The sequence below is a fragment of the Hymenobacter aranciens genome (assembly GCF_030580865.1).
Taxonomy (GTDB): Bacteria; Bacteroidota; Bacteroidia; order Cytophagales; family Hymenobacteraceae; genus Hymenobacter; species Hymenobacter aranciens.
The window spans coordinates 536,952-556,262 of sequence record NZ_JAUQSY010000001.1; the positions used below are offsets into that span (position 1 = coordinate 536,952).

Consider the following 19,311-nt stretch of genomic DNA (forward strand, 5'->3'; position numbering starts at 1 on the left):
GGGTCGGCTGTAGGAAGTAATTTGCCGTCGGGATTGTTACCCATCGGCGCGAACGGCGCGGACGGCTCAACCACCCCCGTTCGGCGCTCTTCGCGCCTCACATCCCCTCCTTTCCAAGGAGGGGAGTTTGACGTTCTAACCTTCTCCCTCATGTCCTCCCAACTCGAAGTCTGGCTGCGCGGCCCCATTGCGGGCATCCCCACCCCGCTGCAGCCCGTGGCCCACGCCCTGCTGCAGGCCCGCGAAGAGCTTACTACCGCCCTGGCCGGCTTCCCGCCCGCGCTGCTGGCCGCCCGGCCCGCCGGGGTGGCCTCGGTGGGCTTCCACCTGCAGCATATGACCGGGGTGCTCAACCGCCTGCTCACCTACGCCCGGCAGGAAACGCTGTCGGAAGCCCAGTTCGCCACCTTCCAGCGCGAAGAAACCCCGCCCACCGGCCCCCACGCCGTGGCCGGGCTGCTGGCCGGCTTCGCGGCCGAGGTAGAGGCCGCCCTGGTCCAGCTGCGCGCCACCGACCCCGCCACCCTGGCCGAAGTGCGCGGCGTGGGGCGGGCCCAGGTGCCCAGCACGCACCTGGGGCTGCTCTTCCACGCCGCCGAGCACACCATGCGCCACCTGGGCCAGCTGCTGGTGACGGCCAAGGTAGCGCGGGCGTTGTAGACCACGCCATCAGCCAGCCGCAACGCGGCGGCATGTTGGTAGCATAACATTCAGGCCAGCAAGCCAGAGCCGCAACGCGGCGGCACAACCGGCTTGTGCCGCCGCGTTGCGGCTCTGCTCACGTTGTGGGGCAATAACTACCAACGTGTCGCCGCGTTGCGGCTGGCTGATGTGGGAGGCGTCGCGGGTGGTTAGTTCTTCGCCCGCTCGTACTGCGGCGGCCAGGCCACGTCCACGCCCAGCTCCCGGGCCGCGTCGAGCGGGAAGTAGGGCGAGCGCAGCTCCTCGCGGGCCAGCAGCACCAGGTCGGCCCGGCCGGCGGCCACAATCTCCTCGGCCTGCGCGGCGGTGGTTATCAGGCCCACGGCGCCGGTGGCAATGCCGGCCTCACGCTTGATTTGCTCCGCAAACCCGACCTGGTAGCCGGGGCCCACGGGGATGGACGCCTTCGGCACGTTGCCGCCCGTGGAAGTGTCGATGAGGTCGACGCCCAGGTCCTTGAGCCGGCCGGCCAGGCGCACCGAGTCGGCGGCGGTCCAGCCGCCTTCCGTCCAGTCGGTGGCCGAGAGGCGGACCAGCAGCGGCAGCGTCTCGGGCAGCACGGCGCGGAGGTCGGCCGTTACCTCCAGCAGCAGGCGGGCGCGGTTCTCCCACGAGCCGCCGTAGGCGTCGGTGCGGGTGTTGCTGAGCGGGGAGAGAAACTGGTGAAACAGGTAGCCGTGGGCGGCGTGGATTTCGATGACCTCGTAGCCGGCGGCCAGGGCGCGGTGGGTGGCGGCCACGAAATCGGCCTTTACTTTAGCAATGCCCGCCGCGTCGAGGCCGGTGGGCTGGGGGTAGTTGGGGGCAAAGCGCTGGTCGGTGGGGCCCACCACGGCCCAGCCGCCTTCGCCCACGGGCACCGTGCCGTGGCCGCGCCACAGGGCGTAGGTGCTGGCCTTGCGCCCGGCGTGCGCCAGCTGGATGCCCGGCACGCAGCCCTGGGCTTTGATGAAATCGGTGATGCGCTTGAGGAACTCCACGTGCTCGTCGCGCCAGATGCCGAGGTCTTCGGGCGAGATGCGGCCCTCGGCCGACACGGCCGTGGCTTCCTGGATGATGAGCCCCGCCCCGCCCACGGCCCGGCTGCCCAGGTGCACGAGGTGCCAGTCGTTGGCGAAGCCGCCGGTGGCGCTGTACTGGCACATCGGCGACACCACGAGGCGGTTCTTGAGGGTGAGCGAGCGGAGGGTGAGGGGCGAGAAGAGGGCGGACATGAGGATGGGGACGGGAAAGAGCAGCCAGGCTGCAGCAATGGCGTGTGTAACTAGTAAAAGCATCCTTAGTTTGCTGACAAGCCTAATAGGCTTGGGCTCTAGAGGATATGCTCTGAAGTTAAGGGGCAGGAAATGCTTTTCACTGGTTGTTTGCGATAAAAACAAGGGCATTGTGGCCGCGACAATGCCCTTGGAAGCGACGACCACGCCCTTGGAAGCCGTCACAAGGCCCTTGGAAACGGCGACCACGCCCTTGGAAACCGCGACAATGCCCTTGGAAACGGCGACCACGCCCTTGGAAACCGTCACAATGCCCTTGGAAACGACGACCACGCCCTTGGAAGCCGTCACAAGGTCACTTGAGACGGCCACAAGGTCACTCGAAACGGCGACAAGGTCACTTGAAATGGTCACAAGGTCACTCGAAACGGCCAAAAGCTCGCTGGAAATGGCAATCAAAGAGCTAAAAACGCCGGCTGCGCCTGGGTTTTCAGAAGAAATTGGCTGCAAGACCGAAAAACAGGCCGCTGTGCTTGCTTGCCTTGACCCTGTACCGGTTGCTAGAGCAACGTTAGCGGCAACGCTACCCCCCACCTCTTCCGTATACGTTAGCCCTCCCTTTCCCCCGTCCGCTATGAAGCCCGAACCGCCCTACCTCCGCCTCACCCTCGAGTCTCAAGCCACGGCCGCCTTCGAGCGCGAATCGCGCCAGCGGTTTATTGCGCAGGCCAACCAGCGCCTGCAGGCCGCCGGCCGCGCCGGAACCCGGCCCCAGCCCGCAGCCGACGGGCCCGCCGCCACCGCGGCGCCGTTGCCGCTCGGCCCGACGGGCGCCTTTCGGGGCGGCGCAGCGGTATAAGGCGGGGCGGGCCCCCAGGCGCCCCCTTCCTCCATGCAAGCCATCTATTTCACCGAATACGGCTCGGCCGACGTGCTGCACTTCGGCCCGCAGCCTACGCCCGTGCCCAGTGCCGGGCAACTGCTCGTCAAAGTACACGCCAGCAGCGTCAATCCCATCGACTGGAAGCTCCGGCAGGGCGACATGAAGCTGATTTCCGGCTGCTGCTTCCCCAGGATTCCCGGCCGCGACCTCGCCGGCACCGTCGCGCAGGTGGGCCCCGGCGTCAGCCAGTTTAAGGTCGGCGACCAGGTCTTCGGCATGGCCGACGGCAGCCTGGGCGGCGCCAACGCCGAGTACGCCCTGCTCGCGGCCAAAGCCGCCGCCCTCATCCCCGCCAACCTGAGTTTTGAGCAAGCCGCCGCCGTGCCGCTGGCCGCCCTCACCGCCCTGCAGGCCCTGCGCGACAAGGGTGCCCTCACCGAGGGCGACCGCGTGCTGGTGGTGGGCGCGGCCGGCGGCGTGGGCACGCTGGCCGTGCAGCTGGCCCGGCTGCTGGGCGCCGGCTACGTGGCCGGCACCGCCAGCCCCGCCAACCTGCCGCTGCTCGACCGCCTCGGCGTCGACGACGCCATCAACTACAAGGAGCGCGACTTCACCCAGGTGCCCAATCAGTACGACGTCATCTTCGACGCCGTGGCCGGCAGCACCTACCTCGCCGCCAAGGATGCCCTGCGCCCCGGCGGCCGCTACGTCACCACCGTGCCCGACCCCAAGGACGTGCTGCTCGGCGGCCTCACCAGCGCCTTCTCCGACAAGAAGCTCAAAATGCTCATGGCCAAGGACGACGGCGCCGACCTGCACCTCGTCGGCCAGTGGCTGGCCGCCGGAAAGCTCCACCCCGTTATCGACCGCACCTTCCCGCTGGCCGAGACGGCCGCCGCCCACCGCTACAGCGAGCAAGGCCACGCCGTGGGCAAGATTGTGCTCACGGTGACCTAGTCAGGAGCCATTATCCACGCCGTCAACCAAAAAGCCGCTCCCGGTAAGGAGCGGCTTTCTTTATGGGGCCCGCCGATGGCCGTCGCGCCGGGTCGAATGTTTCCCACCATTCACTTTTGGCCCCCGTTGGAAGCCCTGGTGCGGCGGCCATCGGCGGGCCCGGGGGCGGGCAGCCCGGTGGCTGCGCTGGCGCCTTACTTCCCCAGCCGCGCCCGCACCTGCTGCTGCAGCTTCAGGCCGCTGCTGGGGTGCTCGGCGGAGGCTTCCACCAGCGCCCCGGTCTTGTCGAACAGCAGGTAGCGCGGGATGTAGGGCACGGTGGGCGCCAGGGCATCCTGCACCGCCGGCGAGGCCAGGTAGTGGTAGCCGCGCAGGCGGTTCTTGGCCACGAAGGCGGCCCACTTGTCGCGGTAGCCGGGCTTGTCGAGGGCCACGTACACAATCTCCACGCCCTCCTTTTGGAGGAAGTCATAAAGCGCCGGCTCGTGCCGGAACTCGGCGATGCACGGCCCGCACCACGATGCCCACAGGTCCACAAACACCGGCCGGCCGGCAAACTGCTGCTTCACCAGCTCCTCCAGCGTCTTCACCGCTGCCAGCTGCGGCGCCGGGCCAAAGCGCAGCGCCTTGGCCCCGGCGGCCAGGTGGCCGAAGGTCAGGTTGGCATCGGGGGCCGGGGCGGCGGGGGCCGCGCCGGTGCCGCGTTCGGCCAGCATAGCCCGCGTCAGCACCGGCACGTAGGGGCTGGTCGGGAACAGGCGCACGTAGTCGGCAAAGGCGCGGGCAAAGTCGTCGCCGCTCATCGCCTTAAAGCTGAGCGCATACACCAGGAAGTTGCCCACGCCCAGCATCTGCACGTTGGCCGGGGCGTAGTCGTAGGCCCCGATGTCGTCGTTCACGCCGGCAAACTGCTTCTGGTAGCCCGTCCACAGCAACTGGGCTGGGGCCTTGCCGGGCAGCACCTGCAGCCGCCGCAGCCGCGCCTGGGTGGCGGCGTTGTCGAGGGTGCTGAAGCGGTAGCGCGCCGCCGTCGGGTCGTAGGTTTTGAACAGCCAGGCCGCCACTTTGCGCGCCTCCGCCTCGGGCAGCTGCCACTGCAGCTCGGCCCGCTTCACGGGGTTCACGAAGTACGAGAGCAGCGGCGCCGCCGCCCAGAATACCAGCCGCTGCTCCGTCTCGGCGCGCAGGTAGTCGTAGCAGGCTCGCGAAATCTGCCTGCGCTCGTACAGGGCCGCCAGCGCCGCCAGGGGTTTCTGCAAGTGCGCCGCCAGCGCCCGCTGCACCGTGGCCGCCTTCGGGGCCGAAGCCAGCAGCTGCCGCACGGCCGCGCCGTCGGGCGGGCCGCCGTTGAGCAGCTGCTTGCGGGCCAGCAGGTTGTTGGCCGCCGCATTAGTCCCCTCGAAGGTCACGCTGTCGCCGCGCCCCGTCAGGCTCAGCTGCGCGCCCGGCTCCACGAAGACCATCAGCTGGGGCAGGCACTTGCTTTGCACCGCCACCAGCCCCGTCGGCTGCGTGCGCAGGGCGTAGCTGAAGCGCCCGCCCCGCACCAGCGCCTCGTTGGGCCCGTCCGAGTAATAGTAGTTGAGGTAGCCGTCCGGCACCGGCTCCATCACGTTCACCGTGCTCGAATCGGGGCAGTTGGCCAGCTGGCCGCTCAAGGTAATGGCCGCCGATTGGGCACGCAGCCAGCCGGGAGCCGCGGCCAGCGCCGCTCCGAGCAATAGGGTCCGAAATGTCATAAAGGAAGTAGCGCGGCGGGCCAGCGCGGCACCGCGCGGCCGTGCCAACCAGCAACAGGTTTTGATTACGGAGCCGCATCGGGGGCCGGCAGCGACCACCGCCGCCGGCCCCCGGCAGCTACAGGGCTAGCAGCCCTCCTTGGCTTGCGTGGCCCCGGCCACCCAGTCCACTTGGTAGAGGAAAGTCCGCATCGACTGCCCGAATTCGTTGTACATCGGCGCCGTGGTCGGCTGCGTGCTCGACCAGCCCTTCAAGGGCTTCACCTCAGTGCCCTGCTCATCGAAGTAGATGTAGCTCGGGCGGCGTCCCTCGGCCAGCTGCACCTTATATACCGTCTTGCCCGTGCTGGGGTAGGAGAGCTTCGTGACGCCGATAATGCGCGAGTTGGGGAATTTTTTGGTGATGGTGGCCAGAGCCTTCGGCACCAGCGCACTTATCTCAGCCGGGCTCTCGGTGCCGGGCACGGTGGGCACCACCTTCTCAATTTTGGCGTTGAAGGCCAGCACGTCGGGCGCGTTTTTGTTGTTCTTGGTCGTCACGATGACCACCCCATCGGCCGCCGCCGCGCCAAACAGCTTCTGGGCCGCCTCGCCCTTCAGCACGTTCATGCTTTCGATTTCCTCGGGCTTGATTTTGTCGCTCCAGTCGGCGCCGCTCAGCTTGCCGTCGATGTAGTACAGCGGCGGGCGGCCGGTGGCCGTCACGATGGGCGCCGGCTTCTGCGCCTGCACGGCGCCAAAGCCCAGGGCCATGGCCGCCACCAGTGGCACGGCCAACAAGTAGCGCACCGAGTGCGCGGTGGGGGAGGAGGGGGTGTTCATCATGGCGATGCGGTTTTTGAGGGTTAAAAGGGTAAAAGGTGAAACAAGGGTGGGGTTGGCCGCGCCCGAGCTCAGGCGCAGCAAGCTGTACTGGTAGGCGCGGCGGTCCAGCCCCGTTTGCAGGGCGTGGTGGTCGGCCAGGTATTCGAGGTTGTCGAGCACGGCGCGGCGCAGCAACCAGGCCGCCGGGTTGCACCAGGCCAGGGCGCGCACCAGCTCCACGGCCAGCACGTCCAGGGTATGCCACTGGCGCACATGCACCTGCTCGTGGCGCAGCACCGCCGCCAGCTCGCCGGCCGGGTGCCGCGCCGGGTTCACGTAGATGTCCGCCCCGAAGGAAAACGGCCCTGCCTCGCCTTCCAGCCGCCGGAAGGCCACGCCCTCGGCCACCGCCGGCCGCGACTGCCGCCGCAGCCGCGCCACGGCCAGCAGCTGGGCCAGCAGGCGCGTCAGCAGCACCGCTCCGCCCAGGCCGTACAGCGCCAGCCCCAGCGCCGGCCAGTCGATGGCCGCTGCGGGCGCGGCGCCCGCCGCCACCGGTGGCCCCGCCGCGGCGTCTACTGGCACCCAGGCCACCACCGCCGCCGGTAGCGGCGTGGCATCGGTCCACCAGGCCGGCACCGGCAGCACCGGCCCCAGCGCCGCAAAGCCCAAGGCCAGCAGCAGATACGCCCGGTTGAGCCCGAAGAACGTCAGCCGCCGCAGCAGCCCGTAGTACACCGCCGCCAGCAGCAGCAGCCCGGCATTCACCTTCAGCAGATAGAGGAGGAGCGCGCTCATGGCTTAGTCAGGCTTTTGATTTTCAATCATGTCGATGATGTCCTGCAAGTCCTTCGCGCTTATCTTCTGGTCTTTGGCGAAGAACGACACCAGCTCCTTGTAAGAGTTCTGGAAGTGCTGATTGACCAGCGTGCCCAGCGAGCGGCGCTGGTAGTCCTCGGCCGCCACCAGTGGCACGAAGCGGTACGAATTGCCCAGCTTCTCGGCGCGCAGGTAGCCCTTGCGCTCCAGGTTGCGGATGGTGGAGGCCAGCGTGGTATAAGGCGGCCGCGGCTCGGCCAGCTGGTCGAGCACGTCCTTCACGAAGCCGCCATTCATGGTCCATAGCGCGTGCATCGCGTCTTCTTCGGGTTGCGTCAGGCGTTCCATTGAGGTGAGCTATACGATTGTTTCGTAAATCTACGAAGGTTTCGTAATGATGGTGCCGTCGGGCGGGGAAAAAATTTTGCGGGAAAAGCAAAAAGGCCGTTCCCACGCGGGAAACGGCCTTTTCGTCCTGAAAAAAATGTTGTCGCAAGCGCCGGGCGTTGGCCCGCATAGTTCTTAATGCCCCAGCGGCACCTCGCCCTCGGCCAGCGCCGGCCGGGCCGCCAGCTCCTGCGGCGGGTGCTTGCGCAGGGCCCGCACCGCCAGCGCCACGCTGGTCAGCGTGAGGGCCGCGCCCAATAAGTAAGGCGCCCCCGGCAGTTGCACCGGCGCCTTGGGCCCGGTGAAGAAGGCAAACAAGCTGGTCATCATCAGCGGCCCGATAACGCCGGTGGCGCTGATGAGGCTGGTCAGCGCCCCCTGCAGCTCGCCCTGCTCGTTGGCCGGCACCTGGCCCGACACGGTGCTTTGCAGCGCCGGCCCCGCCAGCCCGCCCAGGCAGTAGGGGATGGTAAAGGCGAACATCATCCAGCCCTTGGTGGCCGCCGCAAACAGCACGAAGCCCACCGCGTAGCACAGCAAGCCAATAATAATGGAGCGCTGCACCCCCAGCTTCGGAATGGCAATGCGCACCAGCCCGCCCTGCACGATGGCCGTGCACAAGCCGATGACAGCCAGCGACCAGCCAATCAAATCTTCCGTCCAGTTGAATTTCAGTATCGTGTAGAACGTCCACACCGACTGCGTGGCCGAGCCCGCCAGGTACAGCAGTATCAGCGACACCACCAGCCCCAGAATGCTCGGGTAGCGCCCCAGCTGCAGCAGCGTGCCCACCGGGTTGGCCCGCTTCCACTCGAAGGCCCGGCGCCGCTCCGGCGTCAGGCTCTCGGGCAGGATAAACGCGCCGTAGAGGAAGTTCAGCAGGCTCATCGTGGCCGCCACCGCAAAGGGCAGCCGCGGGCCCAGCCCGGCCATCGAAGTCCACAAATCCTGGCTGACCAGCCAGCCCAACCAGCCCGGTACGTGCGGGTTGAGGTGCGCAAACTGCCCGCCAATCACCGGCCCGATGATGAAGCCCACGCCAAAGGCCGCGCCCACCATGCCGAAGTTCTGCGCCCGATTTTCGGGCGTGCTGATGTCAGCAATGTAGGCCGTGGCGGTGGTGAAGCTGGCCCCGGCAATGCCCGCAATGACCCGCCCCACAAACAGCCAGGCAATGGTGGGCGCAAACACCAGGAAGATGTAGTCGAGCCCCAGCCCCAGCAGCGAGGCCAGCAGCACCGGCCGCCGCCCCCACTTATCGCTAAGCCCGCCAATGAGCGGCGCAAAGCAAAACTGCATAATGGCGTAGGTAAACGACAGCCAGCCCGCGTATTGCGAGGCCCGGCTGATGCCTTCGCCCGTCAGCTGCTCGATGAGCTTGGGCAGCACCGGAATGATGATGCCCAGCCCAATTACATCGATGAGGATGGTAATGAAAATGAAGCCGAGGGCGGCCGAGCGTTTGTCAGACATAGCAGCGTAAATAGATTAGCAAAGTTTGCTAAAAAAACTGGCTTGGCGAAGCTTTTTCTATAGCTATTGCGCGGGGCTCGCCCTATATTTGTGCCGGGCCCGCCGGGGCTTATTGTTCTTTTTTGTAATATGTTTCAAGGACTTCGCACCGTCATCTACACCGCTCCGGCTTTGGCCGAAGCAACCGCCTGGTACACCAAGGTCTTAGGGCAGCCGCCCTATTTCGAAGAGCCGTTCTACGTGGGCTTCAACGTGGGCGGCTACGAACTGGGCCTCGACCCCAAAGCCGTGGCCACCGGCCCCGGTGGCGCCTGCGTGTACTGGGGCGTAGACGATGCCGACGAAGCTTACGACCGCCTGATAGTGCTGGGCGCCGAGGCCAACGACGCTGTGGAAGACGTAGGCGGTGGCATCCGCGTCGGCACCGTGCTCGACCCATTCGGCAACGTGCTGGGGATTATCGAGAATCCGCACTTTAAACTGCCGCAGTAACGCGAAACTCTGGTTCCGCGACGAGCGCAGCGAGTTCTTACGTTTGCTAACGCTTGGAACTCACTGCGCTCGTCGCGGAACCAGAGTTTCGCGTTACATTGTCCTACATGGCCAACCCCGCTACTCCCCTCGCTTACCAGCCGGCCCTGAACGGCTTGCGGGCAGTAGCAGTGAGCATCGTGCTGGTGCAGCACTGGTTGCAGCCGGCCTTCCCGCTGGGCGAGCTGGGCCCCAGTTTGTTTTTCGTGCTCAGCGGCTACCTGGTGTCAGGAATCATCTGGCAGTACGGGGCTTACGTGGGTGCACCGGGCGGGTGGTGGCCGCGGGTTCGCAGCTTTTATCTGCGCTGGGGGCTGCGCATTGTGCCGGCGTACTACCTGGCGCTGCTGGGCTGCGCGCTGCTGCCGCTGGCTATGGTGCAGGAGCACCCCGGCTGGTTTCTGCTGCCCGGGGCTAACATGCTGATGTACCGGCTACGCGGCTGGGGCGACGGCGTCGGCCACTTCTGGACCATCGCCGTCGAAATGCAGTTTTACCTGCTCTGGCCCGTGGTGCTGGGCCTGCTGGACCGCCGGCTGAAGATGTTCTTGGGCTTGGTGGCGGCCAGCTGGCTGTTCCGGCTGCTCTGGTCCGCCGGTGTCAGGGCCGACATGGTGCATCTGCTGCTGCCGGCTTCGCTCGATTTATTTGCGCTGGGGGCCGTGCTGCGGCTCAATCCGTCGTGGCTGGCGCCGCTGGCCCGGGGACGCTACGTGGGCCTAGCCTGGCTGGGTTGGGTGGCGTTACGACTGTTGTACACTGGGCCCGCCTGGGCCACCCCGCAGGCAATCTGGCTGGCCGGGACTGATTTTCTAACCATCGGCTGGCTGCTGCGGGCACCGGCGGCCAGCCGGCGGCTGGGCCTCGGCTACCCGGTAGCGCAGTGGCTGGGCGACCACAGCTACGGCATGTATCTCTACCACTTGCCGCTGCTGGTGCTGTGGCAGCGGGTGGTGTATCATTTTATTCCTGAGCCTGCTGGCCGGGCGGCGTGGATGAGTCCGTTGCCGGTGCTGCTCATTCTGTTGCCGGTGCTGCTACTGCTTAGCGCGGCTTCCTGGCGCTTTATCGAAGCACCGATTAACCGGGCCAAGAGGTGGTTCCGCTACCCGGATTTGCCTAACTAACTCACGTTGCGGGCTAGCCGCAAAGCGGCGGCACGTTGGTAGCTAGCGCCATTAGCTGACGTAACCAGAGCCGCAAAGCGGCGGCACTTTTTCAGCGTGGGTGCCGCCGCTTTGCGGCTCTGGTTGCTAAAACCGGTTTAAAACTACCAACGTGCCGCCGCTTTGCGGCTAGCCCGCAACGTGAGTTAACTAATTGACAAGCCTGGGTTTTCCGGCTTGAGGTGGTGGCGCTGGTTGCGCACGGCGTTGTGCAGGTCCCACTCCACCTCGTGCTGGAAGGGATGCTGGCGCACCGGACAATTGGGCATCAGACACAAGGAGCAGGCCGCGAAGGTGCAGGGGTCGGCGTGTACGAACATCTCCACCTCTACCGCGAAGCGCGCCCGGATGAGTTCCTCGATGTCGTGCAGCTCGGTGTGAATCTGCTCCAGCGTGAAGTAATAGGGCATCTGCATGTGGCAGTCAATGTGCAGGTTGGCGCCGTAGCGCTGCACGCGCAGGTTATGCACGTCAATCCAGGCCGGGCGGCGCTGGGCCTGCAGCTCGGCAATAACTTCGGTGACGGTGGCGGCGTCCGTCTCGTCCATCAGGCCCGACACGGCGCGGCGCAGCATCCGGTAGCCATTCACCAGAATGAAAATGCCCAGCAGCAGCGCCGCCCCGCCGTCAAACTCCACGATGCCCGTGAAAGCCACCAGCACCAGCGCCGCGCTGGACGCCAGCGAGCTGAGCGCGTCGATGTAGAGGTGCTGGCCGTCGCCGACCAGTGAAATGGAATTCAGCTTCTTGCCGGCGCGAATGAGCACCAGGCCCACAATGAAGTTGACCACCGCCGTGAGCGAGAGCAGCGCCACCCCCCAATCGGGCTTGCTCACGGCGTGCGGGTGGATAAGGCTGACCGTGGCGCTGTAGAAAATGAACAGGCCCGCAATGAAAATCAGCGCGCCCTCGAAACCGATGGACAGGTACTCGATTTTGCCGTGGCCGTAGGGGTGATTTTCATCCTTAGGCAGGCCGGCCAGGTAGATGCTGTAGAGGGCAAAGCCACTGGTAAAGACGTTGATGATGCTCTCCAGCGCATCCGTCAGCACCGCCTGCGAGTGGGTGAGGCGGTAGGCGTAGAACTTGATGGCCACCAGCCCGGCGCTGACGACGAGCGACAGCACGCCGAGGCGGCGCTTGAGGGTGGTGGTGGGCATGGCAACGGGCAAAAGGGACGCAAAGGTCGGTACTACGGCGGCGGCGCCGAACTGGGCGGCAACCTTTTTCTACGGGAAGAGTATTTAAGCCGGTTTAAAAATATTTTTAGGGCAGCCTAAAAATTAGTTTTCTCCGTCTACCTTTGCGGCGTCCCTACTCCTCCAACGTGCTTACTGCCAAACCGACCGTTGCCCCCGACGAGCCCACTGCCGAGCCCGGCTGGCGGCAGCCCCGCCATAGCAATTCCCTCAGCGAAGTCTACGCCAGCATCCGCGTGCCGGGTGCCAGCGCCTCGTTCTGGCGCAAGCTGATGGCTTTCTGGGGGCCCGGCCTGATGGTGGCCGTGGGCTACATGGACCCCGGCAACTGGGCCACCGACATCAAGGGCGGCGCCAGCTTCGGCTACACGCTGCTGTCGGTGATTCTGATTTCCAACCTGTTTGCTATGCTCCTGCAGCATCTGGCCGCCAAGCTGGGCATCGTAACGGGCCGCGACCTGGCCCAGGCCTGCCGCGACCACTACTCCAAGCCCGTGGCAATGGTGCTGTGGTTTTTGTGCGAAATTGCCATCGCCGCCTGCGATTTGGCCGAAGTCATCGGCTCGGCAATTGCCCTGAACCTACTGTTTGGCCTGCCGCTGGCCTGGGGCGTGGTGCTTACGGTGTTGGATATCCTAGTGGTGTTGCTCTTTCAGAATCGCGGCTTCCGGGTGCTGGAAAGCATCGTGGCCGGGCTCATCGTACTGATTTTCGGCTGCTTCCTCTACGAAATCATCGTCTCGCACCCCGATTATTTCGCCATCCTGGGCGGCATGGTGCCGCAGCCCCAGGTCGTTACCAACCCGCAGATGCTCTACGTGGCCATCGGCATCCTGGGCGCCACCGTGATGCCGCACAACCTCTACCTGCACTCGAGCATCGTCCAAACCCGGCAGATTGAGCAGACTGAGCCCGGTAAGCGCATGGCTATCAAGTTCGCCACCATCGACTCGACGGTGGCGCTGTTCCTGGCTTTTTTCGTGAACGCGGCCATTCTCATCCTGGCCGCCGCCGCTTTCCACCGCAACGGCCTGCACGAAGTCGAGGAAATCGAGGACGCTTACAAGCTGCTGGCCCCGGTGCTCGGGGCCGGGGCGGCCAGCACGGTGTTCGCCATCGCGCTGCTGGCCTCGGGCCAGAATTCGACCCTCACCGGCACCCTGGCCGGGCAGATTGTGATGGAAGGCTTCCTGCATTTGAAGCTGAAACCCTGGCTGCGGCGGCTCATCACGCGCGGCATTGCGGTGGTGCCGGCGCTGGCTATTATTCTGATTTACGGGGATAAATCGGTGAATGACCTGCTTATTTTCAGTCAGGTGATACTGTCGTTTCAGCTCAGTTTTGCGGTGGTGCCGCTGGTGCTATTCACCAGCAGCAAGGCCAAGATGGGCGTGTTTGTGAACTCACCGCTGGTGCGCGTGCTGGCCTGGGCGGTGTCGGCCATCATCATTGTACTGAACGTGTACCTGTTGTGGCAGACGCTGGCGGGTTGACGACGTGGTAGTACGAATTCCGCGCAGCGGTTCGTACTACCACTCTGACGATGTTATAGCCGCGCAAACGACAAAGTGGTAGTATGAACCCCTGCGGGGAATTCATACTACCACACCACCCATCGGCATAAGACTGTGCATTTTTTGGCTCAAGCGCGTATGATAAAATTTCTTCTCCTACTCTTATTATTGCCGAGCTTGCTCATGGCCCAAACGGCCACGCTCACCGGCACGGTGCGCGACGCCCGGCAGCCGGTGCCCTTCGCCAGCGTGGCGGTGCGCGGCACCACTCTCGGCACCACGGCCGACGCCAGCGGCCATTTCGTGCTCCGCGAAGTGCCGCCTGGAACGGTAGTGCTGCAAATCAGCGCCGTAGGGTATTCCACGCTTAGCAAGGAAGTTAATGTGACTGAAAGCCAGACGCTGGAACTGCCGCTGACGCTCACCGCCACTCCCGCCGCCCTGAATGAAGTGGTCGTCACCGGCGTGAGCCGCGCCACCGAAATCCGCCGCAGCCCCGTGCCCATTGCTACGCTCAGCCGCCGCGAAATCAGCCTGAATGCCAACACGAACGTGATTGACGCGGCCGTGCGCGGCATCCCCGGCCTGAGCGCCGTGACGACCGGGCCAAACGTGTCGAAACCATTCATTCGCGGCTTGGGCTACAACCGGGTGCTGACGCTCTACAACGGCCTGCGCCAGGAGGGCCAGCAGTGGGGCGACGAGCACGGCGTGGAAGTGGATGGCTATGATATTGAGCGCGTGGAAGTAGTGAAAGGCCCCGCCAGCCTGCTCTACGGTTCCGACGCCGTGGCCGGCGTGGTAAATCTGCTGCCCGCCCTGCCCAGCGGCCCCGAAGGCCGCGTGGGTGGCGAGGTGCTGAACGAGTACCAGACCAACAACGGCCTCATCGGCAACTCACTGGGTTTGAATTACCAGAAAAACGGCTTCCAAACCAGCTTCCGCGCCAGCCACCGCCTAGCCCACGACTATCGCAACCGCGTGGACGGCCTGGTGTACAATACCGGCTTTAGAGAGCTGACGCTGACCGGTATGGCCGGCGTACGCAAAAGCTGGGGCGAGTCGCACTGGTACCTGACGCTGTACGACAACCAGCAGGAAATTCCCGACGGCAGCCGCGACTCGCTCAGCCGCCGCTTCACCCGGCAGGTGGGGGAGGGTGTGAATGACGACATCAAAAACCGGCCGCTGGTGCAGGATAATGAGCTGAATGACTACGCTATTGCGCCGCTGCATCAGCGCATCCGGCACTACCGCGTGTTCACCAAAACCCGGCTGCTGCTGGGGGGCGGCGAGCTGCATTTGCTGCTGGGCGCCCAGCAGAACAACCGCGAGGAATACAACCACCCCACGGTCCCGGCGCAGGCCGGGTTGGCGCTGCGCCTCAACACGTTTACGTACGACGTGCGCTACCACCTGCCCACCTGGCAGGGCCTGGGAATCAGCCTGGGCAGCAACGGCATGGGCCAGCAAAACCGCCACCAGAACGCCACCGACTTTCCCATTCCCAACTACGATTTGCTCGATGCCGGCGGCTTCATGTTGCTGAAGAAGCCGCTGGGCAAGCTGGAGCTGAGCGGCGGCCTGCGCTACGATACCCGGCTGGTGACGTGGTCAGGTTTTTACGTGGCGCCTAATACTGAAACCGGCTTTGAGGGACAGGCTAGTGCCGGCACAGTGGGGGCTAAGCTGCAGTTTCCCAGTTTTCGCAAGCAGTATAACGGCGTGTCGGCCAGCCTGGGCGGCAGCTACGCAGCTTCGGACAAACTTACCTTTCGGGCCAACCTGGCGCGGGGCTACCGGGCGCCCAACATCCCCGAAATTGGCTCCAACGGCCTCGACCCCGGCGCGCACATCGTGTACCTGGGCAACCGCGAGTTTACCCCCGAATTCAGCTGGCAGCAGGATATGGGCGTGCTGTGGCACTCGGCCACGCTCGACGCCTCGGTGGAAGTGTTTCACAACTACGTGCAGAATTTCATCTACCAGGGCCGCCTGCTGGGGCCCGATGGGCAGCCCGTCGTCATCGTGCCCGGCAACGTGACCTACCAGTTTCAGCAATCGGCGGCCCGGCTCTACGGCTTGGAAGCCAGCCTGAACTGGCGGCCCGCCGCCCTGCCCTGGCTGGCGTTCAACAATAACCTGGCCTTTGTGAACGGTCAGAACGCCGACGCCGCCCGCCAGCGCGAAGAGGGCGACGCCGCCCGCTACCTGCCGCTCATTCCGCCGCTGCGCACCCGGCACGAGCTGCGCGCCACCCTGCCCGCCACCGACGGCCGCCTGCGCGCCACCTACCTGCGCACCACGCTGGATGTCAGCGCCCGGCAGGACCGTTTCTACGCCCTCGACAACACCGAAACGGCCACCGCTGGCTACGCGCTGGTGGGCCTGGGCGCGGGCACCACCTGGACCAGCCGCACCGGACGGCCGGTGGCGCAGCTTTTCGTGCAGGTTGATAATCTATTTGATACGGCATACCAGGCACATCTCAATCGGCTGAAATACTTTGAGTATCACGCAGGCTCGGCCACTGGCCGTTCGGGTATTTACAATCCTGGCCGGAACGTGAGCGTGAAGCTGGTGGTGCCTTTTTAAAACGACAAAGCAGGTAATCCGGCGACAGGCGACGCTGTTGCGTAAAGGCGGCCATGAGCCGATGTTACCTTCTACTGTTGCTGTTCCTGCTGACGCTGTCTGTGGCGCGGGCGCAGGACCAGCCCAAAATCTGCCCCTACGACTCAGCCCATTTCAGCTGGCGCAAGCCGGTGCCGCGCAACTTGTTGCGCGAGCTGCAGCCCGACCGGCCGGGCGTCACCGAAAGCCCGTTTACCGTGGATGCCGGCCACGCGCAGGTGGAAGTGGATGCCTTCCGGCTGAGCAACAGTGGTCGCGGCGAGGAGCAGCGTACCCGCGACTGGCATCTGGGCTACACGATGCTCAAGTTCGGGCTGAGCCGGCGCACGGATATTCAAATGGAATTGCCGCTGTATGATAATAACAAGCAGCGTCCTGCCAGCACCGAGCACTGGCAGGAGCGCCACGCAGGCTTCGGCGATATTGCCTTGCGGGTGAAGCATAATTTCATCGGTGATGACCAGCAGGGGCACTTCGCCATGTCCGTCATCGGCTACGTGCGCCTGCCCACCGGCGGCGCGGTGGGCGAAGGAGGCGCCGAGTATGGCCTGATTCTGCCCGTAGACATTGAGCTCGGCGAGAACTTCAACCTGGAAGCGCAGCTCGAAAGCGACCTGAACTACGACCGGGAGCAGACCCGCCACTACGCCAACCTGCAGCCCTCGATGGCGCTGGAATGGGATTTTGCCAAACACATGGGTTTGCTGACGGAAGGCTTTATGCGTTGGAACTCGCTGGAACGTAGCTGGCAGTCGGGCATGACCGTGGCCCCGTTCGTTAAGATTACGAAGAACTTTGAAGTGGATGCCGGCACCCAGCTGGCCCTCGACCGCCGGAGCGAGCACGAATATTTCGTGGGCTTCACGCTGCGGCGGTAAGGCGGCACGTTGCCCAAAACCGCCGTACCTTTGCCCCGTCATGGTGGCCAATGCCGGAGTAATCCGGCGGCGGCTGAAAAGGGAATCCCGTTCAATTCGGGAGCTGTCCCCGCAACTGTACGCTTCATCACGGAGGGCGCCACGCGGCCACTGTTTCGCTGAGGGTTTTCATGTTCGGAAACCGGAGAAATGGGAAGGCGGCGGCCTCGGCGGAGCAAGCCAGGAGACCTGCCAGGGCACTCACAGGTTCAGCAGCCGCGGAGGACGGCTGGAGAATGAGAGCAGCGGCGCGCCCGGTTGGGTGCGGCGGGTTTCTGTTGTCGGCCTCGGCCCGGTTGCTTGTTAATCAGCTTGCTGAAGAATAAGCGCGGGGTTTTGAACCGAATTTTCTTCGCCGAAAATTTGGTTCGCTTCGTTGTTTTTTACCTCCTTTTGCTGCTGCCCGGGCCCCGGTGCGGCTGGGCGCAGGCGCGCCAACTGCCCGCCGACTCGGTGCGGCTGAGCCGGCGCGTGCAGCGCCTGGGCGAAGTGCGCGTGCGGGCCATCCGCCCGGAGCAGTTTGCCGCCGGCAGCCGGCGCTACGAAGCCGATTCGGCGGGCCTGAGTCAGTTTCGGGGTGGCACTGTGGCCGAGCTGCTGCAGGCCCGCACGCCCTTGTACCTCAAGAGTTACGGGCCGGGTCAGCTGGCCAGTATTACGCTGCGCGGCACTTCGGCCCAGCACACGGCGGTGTTGTGGAATGGGCTGAACATCATGCTGCCCACGCTGGGGCAAAATGACTTTGCCCTGCTGTCCGTGGCCGCCAACACGCGCCTGACGGTGCAGCCCGGCCCGGCCGCCGCGCTCTACGGCAGCGGGGCCATTGGGGGCGCGGTGCTGCTGGGCAGCGAGCCCGACTGGCGCCCGGGGCTGCGCGGCAGTGCGCAGGCCGACGCGGGCAGCTTCGGGCTGCGCGGGAGCAGCCTGCTGCTGAGCGGCGCCAACCCGGCCGTAGCCCTGCGGCTGAGCGCCAGCTACCGGCAGGCGGCCAACAATTACTCCTATACCACGCGCGAATTCACTGGCCTGGTGCGCCATACGCTCGCTTCGGCGGCGCTGCACCACCAGTGGAGCCTGGCGCCCGAAGTGGCCTGGCGGCTGGGTGCGGCCGGGCAGCTCACGGCCACGGCCTGGCTTACCGATACGGACCGCGACATTCAGCCGGCCGTGGGCAGCGCCGACCGCCACGCCCGGCAGCGCGACCAAAGCCGCCGCTTCGTGCTGGTCTACCGGCACCAGGCGGCGCGGGCGCAGTGGCTGGTGCGCGGCGCCTGGTTCGAAGACGTGCTGAACTACCGCGACGACGGCCTGCTGAGCAACTCCCGCGTGCGCACCACGCAGGCGCAGACCGAATACACGGCCGCGCTGGGCCAGCGCGGCACCCTGCGCCTGGGGGCCGAAGCCCAGCACTTTGTGGCCGAGCTGCTCGAATACAACGGCCGAAAAACCGAAAACCGGGCCGCCGCCTTCGCGTTATTCCGCTTCGATGCCAGCCCGCGCCTGCACCTCAGCGCCAATCTGCGGCAGGCGTTTGTGCTTCGGGCGCAGCCATTTATGCCCACCCTGGGGCTGGAGTGGAACGTACTAACTACCACCGATTCCCTCATTCGCCCATTCACCCATTCGCTCATTGCCAAGGCCAGTGCCGCCCGCAGCTACCGGGCGCCTTCGCTGAATGAGCGCTACTGGCAGCCGGGCGGCAACCCCGACCTGCGCCCCGAAACCGGCCTGGGCTACGAGGCCGGCCTGCACTACCGCCGCCGCTGGGGCCGCCGCCTCGACTGGCAGGCCGAGCTGACCGGCTACCGCCAGCTGGTGGACGACTGGGTGCAGTGGGCGCCCGGCCCGGACGGCCTCTGGCGCCCGCGCAACCTGCGCCAGGTACTCACGCAGGGCCTCGAAGCCAGCAGCGGCGGCACCTGGCGCCGGGGCCGGCACCGCCTGGGCGCCCGCTTGGCCTACGCCTACACCTGGGCCCGCACCCACCACGCCACCGCCGCCGACCCCGTGCCGGCCGGGCTGCCGCTGCCCTACGTGCCCACCCACGCCTGTAACGCCAGCCTCGACTACGGCTGGCGGCGCTGGCAGGCGGCCGTCAACGCCGGCTTCACCAGCTTCCGCTACGTCGATGCCGGGGCGCGGGACTTCCTGCCCGGCTACGGGCTGCTGGGCGGCAGCCTGGGCTACGCACTGCCGCTGCCGGGCCAGCTGCGGGCGCAGCTGCTGGCCCAGGCTACCAACCTGCTCAATACCGCCTACGACAGCTACGAGGGTCGCCCGGCCCCGCCTAGGGCGCTGCAGCTCAGCCTGCGGCTCGACTGGCGCTAAACGACTTGCCATTTTTTCAATCCTCCACTTTTACTCCGCAACTC

At 65.6% G+C, this 19,311-nt stretch carries 15 protein-coding genes and 1 riboswitch; of the genes, 9 read left to right on the forward strand and 6 right to left on the reverse strand.

Annotation, left to right across the window (positions count from 1 at the left end; genetic code table 11):
• The first annotated feature begins 150 nt into the window (after nt 1–150).
• Nucleotides 151–660: a DinB family protein gene (locus Q5H93_RS02000; RefSeq protein WP_305004802.1), complete on the forward strand. Its 510-nt coding sequence runs from the start codon at nt 151–153 to the stop codon at nt 658–660.
• Between the two features lie 191 nt (nt 661–851).
• Here Q5H93_RS02000 and Q5H93_RS02005 read toward each other — a convergent pair whose 3' ends face one another.
• A complete protein-coding gene (locus Q5H93_RS02005; protein ID WP_305004803.1) occupies nt 852–1,916 on the reverse strand; it encodes an NADH:flavin oxidoreductase/NADH oxidase in 1,065 nt (354 codons plus the stop codon).
• 634 nt (nt 1,917–2,550) lie between these two features.
• On the opposite strand from Q5H93_RS02005, the gene Q5H93_RS02010 reads away from it, so the two are divergent.
• Nucleotides 2,551–2,775, forward strand: coding sequence for a hypothetical protein (locus Q5H93_RS02010; protein WP_305004804.1), 225 nt, complete (start codon nt 2,551–2,553; stop codon nt 2,773–2,775).
• Nucleotides 2,776–2,808: 33 nt separating this feature from the next.
• A complete protein-coding gene (locus tag Q5H93_RS02015; protein WP_305004805.1) occupies nt 2,809–3,756 on the forward strand; it encodes an NAD(P)-dependent alcohol dehydrogenase in 948 nt (315 codons plus the stop codon).
• Between the two features lie 194 nt (nt 3,757–3,950).
• On the opposite strand, the gene Q5H93_RS02020 is transcribed toward Q5H93_RS02015, so the two are convergent.
• The 4 genes from Q5H93_RS02020 to Q5H93_RS02035 all read right to left on the reverse strand — a co-directional run bounded on the left by Q5H93_RS02020 (nt 3,951) and on the right by Q5H93_RS02035 (nt 8,978).
• A complete protein-coding gene (locus Q5H93_RS02020; RefSeq protein ID WP_305004806.1) occupies nt 3,951–5,495 on the reverse strand; it encodes a TlpA family protein disulfide reductase in 1,545 nt (514 codons plus the stop codon).
• A gap of 126 nt (nt 5,496–5,621) precedes the next feature.
• The gene (locus Q5H93_RS02025; protein ID WP_305004807.1) at nt 5,622–7,097 is read right to left on the reverse strand and encodes a M56 family metallopeptidase; all 1,476 of its coding nucleotides are present in this window, start codon (nt 7,095–7,097) and stop codon (nt 5,622–5,624) included.
• Nucleotides 7,098–7,100: 3 nt separating this feature from the next.
• Complete coding sequence (locus Q5H93_RS02030; RefSeq protein ID WP_305004808.1) at nt 7,101–7,466, reverse strand: BlaI/MecI/CopY family transcriptional regulator; 366 nt, start codon at nt 7,464–7,466, stop codon at nt 7,101–7,103.
• Nucleotides 7,467–7,640: 174 nt separating this feature from the next.
• The gene (locus Q5H93_RS02035) at nt 7,641–8,978 is read right to left on the reverse strand and encodes a TCR/Tet family MFS transporter (RefSeq protein ID WP_305004809.1); all 1,338 of its coding nucleotides are present in this window, start codon (nt 8,976–8,978) and stop codon (nt 7,641–7,643) included.
• Nucleotides 8,979–9,107: 129 nt separating this feature from the next.
• Between Q5H93_RS02035 and Q5H93_RS02040 the strand changes: the two genes are divergently transcribed.
• Nucleotides 9,108–9,470 (forward strand): VOC family protein, encoded by a 363-nt coding sequence (locus Q5H93_RS02040; protein ID WP_305004810.1) that lies wholly within the window; start codon nt 9,108–9,110, stop codon nt 9,468–9,470.
• A 107-nt stretch (nt 9,471–9,577) separates the two neighbouring features.
• Nucleotides 9,578–10,636, forward strand: coding sequence for an acyltransferase family protein (locus tag Q5H93_RS02045; RefSeq protein WP_305004811.1), 1,059 nt, complete (start codon nt 9,578–9,580; stop codon nt 10,634–10,636).
• A gap of 185 nt (nt 10,637–10,821) precedes the next feature.
• Here the strand turns inward: Q5H93_RS02045 and Q5H93_RS02050 are convergent, their stop codons facing one another.
• Nucleotides 10,822–11,835 carry a cation diffusion facilitator family transporter gene (locus Q5H93_RS02050; protein ID WP_305004812.1) on the reverse strand — a complete coding sequence of 338 codons (1,014 nt, stop codon included), beginning with the start codon at nt 11,833–11,835 and terminating at the stop codon, nt 10,822–10,824.
• A 167-nt stretch (nt 11,836–12,002) separates the two neighbouring features.
• Between Q5H93_RS02050 and Q5H93_RS02055 the strand changes: the two genes are divergently transcribed.
• The 4 genes from Q5H93_RS02055 to Q5H93_RS02070 all read left to right on the forward strand — a co-directional run bounded on the left by Q5H93_RS02055 (nt 12,003) and on the right by Q5H93_RS02070 (nt 19,267).
• On the forward strand, nt 12,003–13,367 hold the full coding sequence (locus tag Q5H93_RS02055; RefSeq protein WP_305004813.1) for an Nramp family divalent metal transporter: 1,365 nt from the start codon (nt 12,003–12,005) through the stop codon (nt 13,365–13,367).
• A 159-nt stretch (nt 13,368–13,526) separates the two neighbouring features.
• Complete coding sequence (locus Q5H93_RS02060) at nt 13,527–15,983, forward strand: TonB-dependent receptor (protein ID WP_305004814.1); 2,457 nt, start codon at nt 13,527–13,529, stop codon at nt 15,981–15,983.
• 77 nt (nt 15,984–16,060) lie between these two features.
• A complete protein-coding gene (locus tag Q5H93_RS02065) occupies nt 16,061–16,900 on the forward strand; it encodes a transporter (protein ID WP_305004815.1) in 840 nt (279 codons plus the stop codon).
• Nucleotides 16,901–16,924: 24 nt separating this feature from the next.
• Nucleotides 16,925–17,150, forward strand: a riboswitch (cobalamin riboswitch).
• Between the two features lie 182 nt (nt 17,151–17,332).
• Nucleotides 17,333–19,267: a TonB-dependent receptor plug domain-containing protein gene (locus Q5H93_RS02070; RefSeq protein ID WP_305004816.1), complete on the forward strand. Its 1,935-nt coding sequence runs from the start codon at nt 17,333–17,335 to the stop codon at nt 19,265–19,267.
• Nucleotides 19,268–19,311: the final 44 nt, after the last annotated feature.

Bases quoted from the DNA above. Each gene is read 5' to 3' on its own strand.
- Q5H93_RS02000 (WP_305004802.1), top strand. From the start codon at position 151: ATGTCCTCCCAACTCGAAGTCTGGCTGCGCGGCCCCATTGCGGGCATC.
- Q5H93_RS02005 (WP_305004803.1), bottom strand. From the start codon at position 1,916: ATGTCCGCCCTCTTCTCGCCCCTCACCCTCCGCTCGCTCACCCTCAAG.
- Q5H93_RS02010 (WP_305004804.1), top strand. From the start codon at position 2,551: ATGAAGCCCGAACCGCCCTACCTCCGCCTCACCCTCGAGTCTCAAGCC.
- Q5H93_RS02015 (WP_305004805.1), top strand. From the start codon at position 2,809: ATGCAAGCCATCTATTTCACCGAATACGGCTCGGCCGACGTGCTGCAC.
- Q5H93_RS02020 (WP_305004806.1), bottom strand. From the start codon at position 5,495: ATGACATTTCGGACCCTATTGCTCGGAGCGGCGCTGGCCGCGGCTCCC.
- Q5H93_RS02025 (WP_305004807.1), bottom strand. From the start codon at position 7,097: ATGAGCGCGCTCCTCCTCTATCTGCTGAAGGTGAATGCCGGGCTGCTG.
- Q5H93_RS02030 (WP_305004808.1), bottom strand. From the start codon at position 7,466: ATGGAACGCCTGACGCAACCCGAAGAAGACGCGATGCACGCGCTATGG.
- Q5H93_RS02035 (WP_305004809.1), bottom strand. From the start codon at position 8,978: ATGTCTGACAAACGCTCGGCCGCCCTCGGCTTCATTTTCATTACCATC.
- Q5H93_RS02040 (WP_305004810.1), top strand. From the start codon at position 9,108: ATGTTTCAAGGACTTCGCACCGTCATCTACACCGCTCCGGCTTTGGCC.
- Q5H93_RS02045 (WP_305004811.1), top strand. From the start codon at position 9,578: ATGGCCAACCCCGCTACTCCCCTCGCTTACCAGCCGGCCCTGAACGGC.
- Q5H93_RS02050 (WP_305004812.1), bottom strand. From the start codon at position 11,835: ATGCCCACCACCACCCTCAAGCGCCGCCTCGGCGTGCTGTCGCTCGTC.
- Q5H93_RS02060 (WP_305004814.1), top strand. From the start codon at position 13,527: ATGATAAAATTTCTTCTCCTACTCTTATTATTGCCGAGCTTGCTCATG.